The organism is Bradyrhizobium sp. USDA 336 (assembly GCF_044908355.1).
Classification (GTDB): domain Bacteria; phylum Pseudomonadota; class Alphaproteobacteria; order Rhizobiales; family Xanthobacteraceae; genus Bradyrhizobium; species Bradyrhizobium yuanmingense.
In genome coordinates, this window is the sequence record NZ_JBIYDC010000002.1 from 3093869 (window position 1) to 3106239 (window position 12371).

Sequence of the window (12371 nt, forward strand, 5' to 3'; positions counted from 1 at the left end):
TAAGTTGAATAGACCGCCCGCGGGCTCGTTCGAACCTCTCCCGCTTGCGGGAGAGGTCGGCGCGAAGCGCCGGGTGAGGGTTCTCTCCACATGGGGATTCTCGCTTGCGGAGACACCCTCTCCCCACCCCTCTCCCGCAAGCGGGAGAGGGAGCGCACCTCCTTCGTTGCCGCATCGAGCCTTATCTCCATGCTCTAAAAGCACGACGCCATCGTGCGCACGGCCGCGCTGATCTCGTTTTCGCGCCACGCCGCAAAGCCGAGCAGCAGGCCGTGATCGCGCGGGCGGCCGAGCGCAAGGCTGGACAGAGCTCGCGTTTCGACGCCCGCAGCGACCAGTCGCTTGACTGCAGCCTGATCGGCCCGACCGCGCTTGAGGCGGGCGACGAGTTGGATACCGCCGGGGGGCACCTCGACCGAGAGCATGCCACCGAGATGCCGCTGCAGCTCCTCGACGAGGTGATCGCGGCGCGCGTGATAGAGCCGGCGCATGCGGCGCAGATGCGCGAGGAAGTGCCCATCGGCGATGAATTCGGCCAGCGCCTCCTGGATGTGGCTGGCGGCGATCAGTCCCATGTGCTGCTGCGCGATCTCCAAGGTGCTGACCAGCGCCGCCGGCGCGACCAGGTAGCCGAGCCGGATGTCCGACCTCATCGCCTTCGAGAATGTGCCGACATAGAACACACGGCCATGGGCATCTAGTCCCTGCAAGGCCGGCACCGGCCGGCTGTCGTAGTGGAATTCGCCGTCGTAATCGTCCTCGACGATCCAGGTCCTGCCGGGCCGGCTTGCCGCGAGAAACTCGGTTCGGCGGGCCAGCGACATCAATCGGCCGGTTGGGTGCTGATGCGAGGGCGTCATGAAGATCAGCCTGGGAGCTCCAAGGCCTGGCATTCGCTGCATGCCCTGTTCGTCCAGCCTGATGCCGGTCAGGCGCGCGCCGGATGCGTGAAAGGCAGCCGCCGCCCCGGGATAGCCTGGGTCTTCAACCCATACATGATCGCCCGGCGAAATGAGTGTGGCAGCAATCAAGGTCAGCGCGGCCTGCGCGCTCGGCAGGATCATGATCTGCTCCGCCGTGGCGCGGACGTCCCGGTTCGTCGCCAGATAATGCGTCAGCGCCTCCCGCAGGCGCAGCCGGTTGACCGGTCCCAGCTCGCGCCTGCCTGCATGCACGGCACTGCGGCGCAGGCAGCGTGCCCAGACCTCGTTCGGAAACTCCCTGAAATCGCCCAGCCCCGGGCGCAGCGGTTTGAGCTCCCCCCGATAAGACATCGGCCAGTCGGCCTGCTGGAGCTTCGTAGCCCAAGGCGAGAGCTGCAGTTTGCCGACGCATTCGCCCGCTGCGACGGCGCCCCGTTCGATGCGTTCGTGGCCGTCGATCATGACCACGGGACGGCGGCCATGAGACGCTGAGACATATCCCTCGGCCGCGAGCTGCTCGAACGCGTATGTGACGGTGTTGCGCGAGACGCCGAGATCGCTCGCAAGCTGTCGGCTCGACGGCAGCACGCGGCCTTTGCCGAGGCGGCCGGTCGCGATCAGGCCTCGCAGCTGGCTCGTCAGTTGCGCCACCAGCCCCTCGCCATCGGTCCGTTTCAGCTCGATCAACGCGGAGATCGTCGTGTCGGATACTGGCACTCTCTTCTTCTCCAATCTGGCGCTTTTTCAAATGCCAGTCGGGATGCTATCCAGCGGCTCGGACTGCTTCAAGGACCTGCGACATGAACACCCTCTCACCCCGTGCGGCCATCGGCCTGTTCCTCATCGTGGTGCTGGCCTGGGGCGTGAATTGGTCGGTGACCAAGCAGCTCGTGCAGTTCGTCCCGCCGTTGTGGAGCGCGGCAATCCGGAGTTGGATCGCGCTGGCTGGATTGTTCGTGCTGCTCGGACTGAGCAACAATCTCGTGATCCCGGAGCGACGCGACTTTCCCGTGATTCTGAGCGTGGCGCTGCTGCATATGACGCTGTTCTCGATCCTGGTTGCCAGCGGCCTTCGCTTCCTGCCCGCAAGCAAGGGGATCGTGCTCGGCTACACCACGCCGCTCTGGGTCGCACTCGCCGCGCCCCTTTTCGGCAAGGACACGCTGACGGCGCCGAAGCTCGCCGGCGCTCTGCTCGGGCTGATCGGCCTTGCCGTCATCCTGAATCCATCCTCGATCGACTGGACCAACCCAAACGTGCTGCTCGGCGCCGGCATGGTCATCCTGGCCGCGATCTCTTGGGCTGCGAACATCATCTATATCCGCGCGCATCGCTGGATCGGATCTCCGCTTCAGCTTTTGCTTTGGCAGGTGCTCGTGGCAACGATCGTGCTGTCGGTCGGCGCGACAGCTGTGGATGGCCTCCCGCATGTGGAGTGGTCGTGGAGGCTCGTACTGTTGTTTCTCTATTCGGGCCTGGTCGGAACGGTCCTGGCTTATTGGGCGATGTCGATGGTCAACAAGAGCATCTCAGCCCTGACGACGTCGCTCGGCACCACCGGGACACCGCTGGTCGGCATCGCCAGCGCTGCGATCCTTCTGGGTGAACCCATCGACGCGAGCCTTGCCGTCGCGGCCGCGCTGATCGTCTCCGGCATCGGCCTTGCGACGCTAGGCGATCGGTTATTGCGCAGTCAGGCCACCGCGAGAGGCTGAACCCGCAGAAACCCGCGCAGGCCCGCCGCGGTGCCGAGCAGGATGCCGGCGACCGCGACAAACGAGCCCAGCGCGAGCGTAGACACGCCCGTGAGCCCCTGCCCGATCGAGCAGCCGAACGCCATCACGCCGCCGATCCCCATCAGCGCGGCACCGGTCCCTGAGCGGAGCATGTGGCGCGGCGAGGAATAGCCTTCGAGCTTGAAGCGGCCTGTTGCGAGTGCCGTAACCAGACTGCCGGCGAAGACGCCGGCCACCGTCGCGATGCCGAAGTTGAGCGTCAGCCCGGTCGAGAGCATGGCGTATTGCAGGCTATCGGCGATCGGCGCGACGAACGTAAGGGAGGTCACGGGGACCGGATTGAAGTCGTCGGCACCGAGATAGCCGGTGGCCAGCCAGCCGCCGGCGACGAGGAGGCCCACGATGATGCCCGCTACGACCTGGCCGGGCGAGCGACGGAACGCAGGATGCGCGAAAGCGAACAGGCTCAACGCGACGGTTGTCGCGGCCGCGGCGAGCGCGCGCGAAAGCGATTCCGTGAAGCCGAGCGTCGCCAGCAACGACGGCAGCGAGTTGGCAGGAGCCGTGACTTGCGTTGCCTGCACCAGCGCAATGCGCGCCGGTGCGATGAGGCCCTTCAGCGTCATCTGCGCGGCAATCGCGAGCACGATCACGACGACGAAGGAGCGGAGATTGCCGCGGCCGAGTAGCACCAGCGCCCGCGAGCCGCAGCCGTTCGAAAGCACCATGCCGTAGCCGAACAGCAGGCCGCCGAGGAACAGCACCGCCGGCGAAAACGATTGCTGCAAATAGATCGACTTGCCGAGATCGACCGTGCCGCTGCTGGCGAGGAACTGGCTCGCAGCGATCGCAACAGCGATTGCGAGCGCGTAGGTCCGCACCAGCCGCCCGTCGCCCTCCGCCAGAAACCCGCGCATGCTGCTCATCAGGCAGAAATCGCTGAGCAGGCCAACTGCGCCGTAGACGAGACCGATGGCAAGGCCGGCGAGGATAACGAGTTGCGTGGATTCCATGGTTACGGCTTCAGGATCACCCGGTCACGTGACGAGCCGGCGACCGCAACATACGCTTCCTTCGCGCGCTCCAGCGGATAGATCGCATTCGCCTTGATCGGAAACGGCTTCAGATGGCCGCTGGCAAAACCCGGCCCGAGATCGCGCAGCACCGCGCCCGTCGCAGCCGACGATAGACCCAGCGTGTCGATGCCGACATAAGTGTGCTGACCCCGATAGAATTCGAGGATGTTGAACTGCACGATGCGGTCGATCGCGGCGATCAGGATCTGGCGGCCGCGAAGCGCGAGCGATTTGTGCGCGGCCTGGAAATAGGGATCGCCGACCGTATTGAAGACGATGTCGGCGCCCTTGCCGCCGGTCAATTCGCGCACGCGCGCGGCAACGTCGATGACGGAGGCGTCGATCACCTCGATGGGCGCGTTGGTGTGGCCTTCATAGGTTTCCGCCCTGCGCACCACGCCGACCACGCGCGCGCCCTGCCAGGTGGCGATTTGCACCGCGGCTTGGCCGACTTTGCCGTTGACGCCGAACACCAGAACGGTCTCGCCGCTCTTCGGCAAGCCGGCGCGGCGAAAGCCTTCCATCGCGGTGACGAAGGGCACGCCGATGCCGGCGGCCTCCTCCCAGGACACAGACTTCGGCTTCTCCACGACCGCATCGGCTTCGACCACGAGATGGCTCGCATGGGTGCCGTCACGACGGATGCCGAGGTCGCCGGACGAGCCGAACACTTCGCGCCCCATTGTGCCCGCGGGGCCGTCGATCACCACGCCGGCATAGTCGCGGCCGGGGGTGCGGGGGAACACCGCATAGGGCATCAGCCCGGTCGCAGCCTTGACGTCGGAGGGATTGACGGCGGCAGCCTTCACCTCGATCAAGAGCTCGTTCGGTGCGCGCGCAAGCATCTGGCGCTCAACGATCGGTGCAAGCGCAACGGCATTTTCAGCTTTGGCGTTGAGGCGCACACAGCGCGCTTCGACGGTTTTGGCATCGGCTGACATGAAAAAGACCCGCGATTTCCCGCGGGCCTTGTCGCCCCTGGGGCCGGTCGAGTCAATCCGTCCAGTCAGTCCTTGGGCCGCTTGTCGTAGAGCCGCTTGGCCTTGCCGAGCGAGCGCTCCAGCGTGGCCGGCGCAACCACCTGCACCCTGGAGCTGACGCCGATCGTATTCTTGATGTGAGTCGAAATCCGATCCGCATGGTCGACGAGGCCGCGGCCGTCCCAGCTCTCGGGCCGCGCCTCGGCGATGATGGTGAGCTCGTCCATGCGGCCTTCCCGGGTGAGCTCGAGGATGAAATGGCCGCCGCACCAGTCGGTCGCGAGCAGCACCTCCTCGATCTGGGTCGGGAACAGATTGACGCCGCGCAGGATGATCATGTCGTCCGAGCGCCCGGTCACCTTCTCCATCCGCCGCATGCCCGGCCGCGCCGTGCCCGGCAGCAGCCGCGTCAGGTCGCGGGTGCGATAGCGGATCACCGGAAAGGCTTCCTTGGTGAGCGAGGTGAAGACCAGCTCGCCCTTCTCGCCGTCGGGCAGCACCGCGCCGGTCTCGGGGTCGATCACTTCCGGGTAGAAATGATCCTCCCAGATGTGCAGGCCATCCTTGGTCTCGATGCATTCCTGCGCGACGCCCGGGCCGATCACCTCGGACAGGCCATAGATGTCGGTCGCATCCATGTCGAAGGCGTCCTCGATCTCGGCGCGCATCGCGTTGGTCCAGGGTTCCGCGCCGAAGATGCCGATCTTGAGCGAACACTGGCGCGGATCAAGCTTCTGGCGCTTGAACTCGTCGAGGATCGCCAACATGTAGCTCGGCGTCACCGTGATGATGTCGGGCCGGAAATCGTTGATGAGCTGCACCTGCCGCTCGGTCATGCCCCCGGAGATCGGCACTACGGTGCAGCCAAGCTTCTCGGCGCCGTAGTGCACGCCGAGACCGCCGGTGAAGAGTCCATAGCCATACGCATTGTGGATGATCATGCCGGTGCGGCCGCCGGCGGCGCGGATCGAGCGCGCCATCACCTCGGACCAGGTGTCGATATCGCGCTGCGTATAGCCGACCACGATCGGCTTTCCGGTCGTTCCGGATGAAGCATGCACCCGCACGAGCTTCTCGCGCGGCACGGCGAACATGTTGAAGGGATAATTGTCGCGCAGGTCCGTCTTGACCGTGAACGGGAATTTGGCGAGATCAGAGAGCTCGCGAAAGTCGGACGGATGCACGCCCGCTTTGTCGAAAGCCTTGCGGTAATGCGCGACGTTGTCGTAGGCGTGCTTCAGCGACCACGCCAACCGCTGCTTCTGCAGCGCCATGATCTCGCCGCGCGAGGCGCGCTCATGCGCATCCATCTCGGCGCTATAGGCGTTGCCACCTTCCTTGAGCCTCGTCAGAGCCATCCTCGTTTCCCCACATTGTCTGTTCTTTTGTGTTTGTTCTTATTGATCTTGCGCCGGCAGCCAATTGCCGGGAATGACCCGCGAATGTCCGCGGAATTCCGCGATGACGACCTCGCCCGCCGTGACACGCACATCGTAGATGCCGGAGCGGCCGCCGCGCGTGATCTCCCGCGCCTTGGCAATGAGACGATCGCCAAGCTTGCCCGGCTTGATGAACGTGATCTGGCCCTGTGCCGCGACGACGCGCTCATTGTGCGAGTTGCAGGCGAACGCAAAAGCGGAATCGGCCAGCGTGAAGATAAAGCCGCCATGGGCGATGCGCTGGCCATTGACCATATCAGGCCGCACCGTCATGGCGAGCGTCGCAAAGCCCGGGCCGATCTCGACGATCTCCATACCGAGACCTTTGGAGGCATCGTCCTCGGCCCACATCGCATCGGCGCAGGCACGGGCAATATCCTCAGGCGACAGGGCGGCTTTGACGTTCACGCGCTTCTCCCGGCCAGACGGTTGCTCATGATGTTCTGCTGCTTGGCCAAAACTGTCAAATAATGCGACGCGTTTGCATTGCGGAGCCGCGGAACGCCCGATCAGACATGATCATAGTCGACCACGACCCGCTCTGTGGACGGCTTGGCCTGGCAGGTGAGAACAAAGCCGGCCTCGAGCTCCCACGGTTCCAGCGAATAGTTGATGTCCATCGGCGCCTCGCCCTCGACCAGTTTTGCGCGGCAGGTCGAGCACATGCCGCCCTTGCAGGCAAAGGGCAGATCGACACCGGCGCGCAGGGCGGCATCGAGGATGGCCTCGTCCTCGGCGACCGGCACGTCGCGGCGCTTGCCGTCGATGATCAGCGAGGCGACCGCCTTCGGCGGCGCGTCGGGCGCAACCGCCCGCTTCGGCCGCGGCTTGCCGCCGAACTCGGAGACGAAGCGCTCGACATGGATGCGCTCGTCCGCGATGCCGAGATCGCGGCAGGTCGCCTCGATCTCCTCGCTCATGCCAAGAGGACCGCAGATGAAGACGTGATCGACGCTTGACGCCGGCACCAGCGCGCGGAGCAGCACCCTCACCTTGTCGCCGTCGAGCCGGCCATGCAGGATCGGGATGTCCTGCTCCTCGCCGGAGAGCACGTAAAAGATCGAAAGGCGATCGATGAAGCGGTCCTTCAGCTCCTCGAGCGCTTCGAGGAACATGATGTTGTCGGTGGTGCGGTTGCCGTAGAACAGAAAGAAGCGGCTGCCCGGCTCGCGCGCGAGCACGCCCTTGACGATCGACAGGATCGGCGTGATGCCGGAGCCGGCGGCGAAGCCGACATGAACACGCGCACGATCTGCCGGGGGGACGACGCCGAAACGGCCCGTCGGCGTCATCACGTCGAGCTCGTCGCCGCATTTGAGATCTTCGGCGGCCCAGCTCGAAAACGCCCCGCCATCGACCTTCTTCACCGCGATACGGATCTCGCCGTCGTCGGGGCCGGAGCAGATCGAATAGGAGCGGCGCACCTCTTCGCCGTCGAGCGTGGCGCGCAACGTCAGATACTGGCCGGGCGTAAAGGCGTAATCGCCGGCGAGTTCATTGGGGCGGATGGCGAAGGTCATCGACACGGCGTCCGTAGCCTCGCGACGGAGGTCCCTGACGGCGAGACGATGGAAGCGCGGTGCGGCTGCGGACATGGTCAATGGCACTTGAAGTAGTCGAAGGGTTCGCGGCAGGCCTTGCAGCGCCAGAGCGCCTTGCAGGAGGTCGAGCCGAATTCGGACAGCAGCTCAGTCTTGTCCGAGCCGCATTGCGGGCATGCGACAGTCTGTTCGCCGAACAGCGCGCGGCGCGAGTTTGAAGCTTGCGGCGGCGCGATGCCGTAGGCGCGCAGCTTCTTGCGTCCGTCCTCGGTCATCCAGTCCGTGGTCCAGGCCGGCGACAGCACGGTCCGCACCTTCGGACGATGGAAACCGGCGCGCTCCAGCGCGACCTCGATTTCGAGCGCGATCATGTTCATGGCCGGGCAACCCGAATAGGTCGGTGTGATCGCGACCTCGACATGATCACCGTCGAGAACGACGTCGCGCAGCACGCCGAGATCGGCAATGCTCAGCACCGGAATTTCCGGATCGACCACGCTTGCGGCGGCGTCCCAGGCGCGCTGGCGCAGCGCAGCGTCATCGGTCACCGTCACCATGTCAGCCCCGGAAAAGTCCGCTGCAGCGATTGCAGCTCCGACAGGAGGTGGCCGAGATGCTCGCTGTGGCGACCGGCGCGGCCGCCCTGCTGCATCCAGTCGTTCTGCGGCAGCGCGAGCGTTGCTTCACGCGTGACGTCCGAGAGCGTCGCCAGCCAGCGCCCGCGCAAGCTTGCGGGATCCACAGCAATGCCAGCATGGATCAGCGCGCGTTCGCCGTCGTCGACGGCAAACATCTCGCCGGTAAAGGCCCAGAGATGATCGATCGCTGCTTGCGTGCGCGTGTGGCTCTCCTCAGTGCCGTCGCCGAGCCGGATGATCCATTCCGAGGCATGGCGCAGATGGTAGGCGCTCTCCTTCTCCGATTTCGCAGCAATCGCAGCCAGCGTCCCATCGCGCGAATTCATCATCGCACGCCAATAGAGATCGGCGAAGGCGGAATAGAAGAATTGCCGCACCAAGGTCTGGGCAAAATCGCCGTTGGGCTGCTCGACTAGGAGAAGATTAAGGTACTGCCGCACGTCGCGCAGGTAAGCGAGCTTGTCCTCGTCGTTGTCCCTGCCTTCGACCTTGGCGGCAAAGGTGTAGAGCTCCCGCGCCTGGCCGATCAGGTCGAGCGCGATGTTGGAGAGCGCCATGTCCTCTTCCAGCATCGGCGCGTGCCCGCACCATTCCGACAGCCTGTGACCGAGGATCAGCGCATCGTCGGCGCGGCGCAGCGCGTAGAGCACCAGCGGGGTTTCGGAGACCTGGATGTTGGCGACCACCATCACATGTGCCCCACTTCATCCGGCACCTCGTAGAACGTCGGGTGCCGGTAGATCTTGGATTCCGCCGGCTCGAACATCATGCCCTTCTCGGCGGGATCGCTCGCGGTGATCGCGCTCGAGGGCACGACCCAGATCGACAGGCCCTCGCCGCGCCGGGTGTAGATGTCGCGGGCGGCCTGCAGCGCCATGGTCGCATCGCTCGCATGCAGCGATCCCACATGCTTGTGTGCGAGCCCGTTGCGGCTGCGAATGAAGACTTCCCACAGCGGCGTGTTCGGCGTGGCCATATCGGTCTCCTATTCGGCAGCCTGGGCGGTCTGACGCTGGGCGCGCTTGGCGGCATAGCTAGCTGCCGCCTCGCGCACCCAGGCGCCCTCCTCGTGCGCCTTGCGGCGCGCGGCCATGCGGTCGCGATTGCAGGGGCCGTTGCCGGCCAACACCTGCTTGAATTCGGTCCAGTCGATCTCGCTGTAGCGCCAGTGGCCGTCGGCGTCCTGCGTCATGCCGGGATCGGGAATGGTGAGGCCGAGATACTGCGCCTGCGGCACGGTGGCATCGACGAACTTCTGGCGCAGCTCGTCATTGGAGAAGCGCTTGATCTTCCACTTCGTCGAGGTGTCGCTGTGCTGGCTCTTCGCATCCGGCGGGCCGAACATCATCAGCACCGGCCACCACCAGCGGTTCAGCGCGTCCTGCGCCATCGCCTTCTGCTCCTCCGAGCCGCGGCACAGCGTCACCATGATCTCGTAACCCTGGCGCTGGTGGAAGGACTCCTCCTTGCAGACGCGGATCATCGCGCGCGCATAGGGCCCGTAGGAGCAGCGGCACAGCGGGATCTGGTTCATGATCGCAGCACCGTCGACCAGCCAGCCGATCGTGCCGATGTCGGCCCAGGTCAGCGTCGGATAGTTGAAGATCGAGGAATATTTGGCCTTGCCGGCGAGCATGGCGTCGACCAGCTCCTCGCGCGAGGACCCGAGCGTCTCGGCGGCGGCGTAGAGATAGAGGCCGTGGCCGCATTCATCCTGCACCTTGGCGAGCAGCGCGGCCTTGCGGCGCAAGGTCGGCGCGCGCGTGATCCAGTTGCCTTCGGGCAGCATGCCGACGATTTCGGAATGCGCGTGCTGGGAGATCTGGCGCGGGTGAGCGTCTTGCGATAGGCCGCCGGCATCCAGTCGTTCGGCTCGATGCGCTCCTCGGCATCGACGCGGGCCTGGAATTGCGCGGCTTTGCCTGCGTCCTCGAGATCGCGATCAGCGGTCTCGGCCGTGTTCAGCGCCTGGGTGTACATGCGCATCCTCCCGTTTATTGGGAGGGAATATATAACAAGATTTACATCATGCAAGATATTACTGTAACATAATGGTCAACCGCCGAACCTTCGTTCCAGCAGCTTTCGCGCGGCCGGCAACGGCCCTTTTTCATTGGTTCCATGGCTGTCGAGCCATTGTTCGGACGGAGCGAGCAGCGCGCGATAGATCTCGCCGCAGAGTTCGCGGGCCGCCCTGCCCGGCCAATCCGGCGGCAGCAGGCTCTCGGGCAGCAGCGGGTCGCGCAGCACGACGCGGCGGTAATGGTGGATCAAGAGGATCCGCGCGGTGAAGGCGTCGGCCTCGGACAGATCCGTGCCGCGCGCGATCGCAGCGCGCAGCGGCTCGAACGTCTTCATGAATTTCAGATAGGCATCGGCGGTGCGATCGAGCGGCCAGCTCGCGCTGAGCAGACGGCGGCCGCTGTCGTCTTCCGCCGAGACTTCGAGGCGGATCGCGCTCGCGGCCTCATCCGGCACCGGAACGCCCGATGGTGCGACCCATACGCCCGGCAGCGGGCTGCCGAAGCCGGCATTGCGGAGCGCTTCGCGCGAAGCGTCGCGATCCTCGCCATTGCCGATCAGCAGCAGTTCGAAGCGTCCGGTCCAGTCGGACGGCGGCGGATCGTAGATGTGGCGCGTCGCGGCCTCGAAGGTCTGGCGGCCCTTGTCGGCCAGGCGATAGAAACTGTTGCGGCCGACCTTCTCGCGCGTCAGCCAGCCATCGGCGGCAAGCCGCGACATCGCGGTGCGCACCACGCCGCTGTCGATGTCGAGGCTTTCGAAGAATTCCAGAAGCGTGCCGAGCCACACCGAGCCACCACGCGGCACGATGGCATCGCCGAACACGGTGATGACGATGGAGCCGGTGCGCGAGGGCTCGCGCTTGAGCTGGTCGATGATACGGGAAAGCGGATGCGCCATGCGGCAGGCTTAGCGCGTTTGGTGCAGGCGCGACAATGGAGGGGTCGACGCTTTCGCGGAGAGCTCTTGATCTTCCCTCTCCCCGTTCTTACAGGGAGAAGGAAGGGGTGAGGGGCTGCATCCTCAAAATCAGTGACAGACAGACTCGCGGAGAGCCCCCCTCACCCGCCACGCTTCGGACGATGCTCCGCATCGCTCGGCGCGTGGCGGCCTCTCCCCGCAGGCGGGGAGAGGCAAGACATCACCGATGCGGATCGGGATAGGCCAGGCTGCGCCAGCCGCTGCGATCGAACGGGCGCCATTGGCCTTCCTTCTGCGCGAGGCGATCGGCCACGGCATAGACCGCGGCGGGATGGTGCCCCATGCCGCAATGGCTGCTTTCGACCTCGATGCTCTCGGTCTGTGCGCCCGACTTTTCCATGCAGCCCTGCCAGGCGCAGACGCCGTCGCTGCGGCTGAAGATGGCGGTGGTCGGCACCGGCGGCGGCACGGCGAGCTCGCCGCCAAAACGCGGATCGACCTCGTCGGCCTTGCGCCCGCTCGCCCATTCATAGACGCGCCAGGCGTTGGTCGAGCGCGGATCGCCGGCGAAGGGGCTGCCGAGCGTGATCACCTGGCGCACGCGCTCCGGCATCATCTTGGCGAGCTGGCGCGCGTAGAGGCCGCCAAGGCTCCAGCCGACCAGGCTGATCTTGCGGCCGTGCGTGTCACTGAGCTCATGGACCAGATCGACCATGGCGTCCTGAACGCCATCGCGCAGGCCATAATTGCGCCCTTGGCGCCAGCCGCTCACCGCATAGCCCTTGCTCGTCAGAAACGCGCGCAGCGCACGTGTGGAGACATCGGAAGCCACAAGGCCCGGCAGCACCAGCACCGGATGCCCATCGCCGCGCGGCGCAAGGCTGAGCAGCGGCAGCGCGCCGAGGAATGCGCCGAACTCGTGGATCGCGCGCCCCTCCAGAAACATCAAGGTGCGGGACGGCGGGCGCAGCGTCTGGGCAGTTGCGGTCATCAATGTTTCCCCTGGGAAGAATTCCTGGAAAGGCCGCCGGCAGCGAGACCGGCAAATCGGCATGAATTCCAATGCACCGGCTTCTTGATCGTTCCGCAGCGCAA

The 12371-nt window shown here is 65.5% G+C and carries 12 protein-coding genes and 1 pseudogene; 1 reads left to right on the forward strand and 12 read right to left on the reverse strand.

Features of this window, described 5'->3' with window-relative positions; genetic code table 11:
• Positions 1-194 precede the first annotated feature (194 nt).
• A complete protein-coding gene (locus ABIA45_RS15380; RefSeq protein WP_404652662.1) occupies positions 195-1640 on the reverse strand; it encodes a PLP-dependent aminotransferase family protein in 1446 nt (481 codons plus the stop codon).
• Between the two features lie 83 nt (positions 1641-1723).
• Here ABIA45_RS15380 and ABIA45_RS15385 point away from each other — a divergent pair, with 83 nt between their 5' ends.
• A complete protein-coding gene (locus tag ABIA45_RS15385; protein WP_109144494.1) occupies positions 1724-2638 on the forward strand; it encodes a DMT family transporter in 915 nt (304 codons plus the stop codon).
• Here ABIA45_RS15385 and ABIA45_RS15390 read toward each other — a convergent pair.
• The 11 genes and pseudogenes from ABIA45_RS15390 to ABIA45_RS15440 form a co-directional block, all read right to left on the reverse strand.
• Positions 2617-3672 (reverse strand): YeeE/YedE family protein, encoded by a 1056-nt coding sequence (locus ABIA45_RS15390; RefSeq protein ID WP_404652664.1) that lies wholly within the window; start codon positions 3670-3672, stop codon positions 2617-2619. The genes ABIA45_RS15385 and ABIA45_RS15390 overlap by 22 nt on opposite strands.
• A 2-nt stretch (positions 3673-3674) precedes the next feature.
• Entirely contained in the window at positions 3675-4676 is a 1002-nt protein-coding gene (locus ABIA45_RS15395) for a zinc-binding alcohol dehydrogenase family protein (protein ID WP_404542582.1), read from the reverse strand.
• A gap of 65 nt (positions 4677-4741) precedes the next feature.
• Entirely contained in the window at positions 4742-6073 is a 1332-nt protein-coding gene (paaK, locus tag ABIA45_RS15400; protein ID WP_157281158.1) for a phenylacetate--CoA ligase PaaK, read from the reverse strand.
• Positions 6074-6112: 39 nt separating this feature from the next.
• Complete coding sequence (gene paaI / locus ABIA45_RS15405; RefSeq protein WP_271545359.1) at positions 6113-6562, reverse strand: hydroxyphenylacetyl-CoA thioesterase PaaI; 450 nt, start codon at positions 6560-6562, stop codon at positions 6113-6115.
• Between the two features lie 101 nt (positions 6563-6663).
• Positions 6664-7749 (reverse strand): 1,2-phenylacetyl-CoA epoxidase subunit PaaE, encoded by a 1086-nt coding sequence (gene paaE, locus ABIA45_RS15410; protein WP_404652667.1) that lies wholly within the window; start codon positions 7747-7749, stop codon positions 6664-6666.
• 2 nt (positions 7750-7751) lie between these two features.
• Positions 7752-8252 (reverse strand): 1,2-phenylacetyl-CoA epoxidase subunit PaaD, encoded by a 501-nt coding sequence (gene paaD / locus ABIA45_RS15415; RefSeq protein ID WP_404652669.1) that lies wholly within the window; start codon positions 8250-8252, stop codon positions 7752-7754.
• Complete coding sequence (gene paaC / locus ABIA45_RS15420) at positions 8246-9022, reverse strand: 1,2-phenylacetyl-CoA epoxidase subunit PaaC (RefSeq protein WP_271545362.1); 777 nt, start codon at positions 9020-9022, stop codon at positions 8246-8248. Before paaC ends, paaD begins: the two co-directional genes overlap by 7 nt.
• A complete protein-coding gene (gene paaB, locus ABIA45_RS15425; protein WP_109144501.1) occupies positions 9022-9309 on the reverse strand; it encodes a 1,2-phenylacetyl-CoA epoxidase subunit PaaB in 288 nt (95 codons plus the stop codon). The genes paaC and paaB overlap by 1 nt, the downstream gene beginning before the upstream one ends.
• A gap of 9 nt (positions 9310-9318) precedes the next feature.
• Positions 9319-10313, reverse strand: a pseudogene (gene paaA, locus ABIA45_RS15430) (1,2-phenylacetyl-CoA epoxidase subunit PaaA).
• Between the two features lie 75 nt (positions 10314-10388).
• A complete protein-coding gene (gene paaX, locus ABIA45_RS15435) occupies positions 10389-11255 on the reverse strand; it encodes a phenylacetic acid degradation operon negative regulatory protein PaaX (protein WP_271545364.1) in 867 nt (288 codons plus the stop codon).
• A 241-nt stretch (positions 11256-11496) separates the two neighbouring features.
• On the reverse strand, positions 11497-12267 hold the full coding sequence (locus ABIA45_RS15440) for a triacylglycerol lipase (protein WP_271545365.1): 771 nt from the start codon (positions 12265-12267) through the stop codon (positions 11497-11499).
• Positions 12268-12371 lie beyond the last annotated feature (104 nt).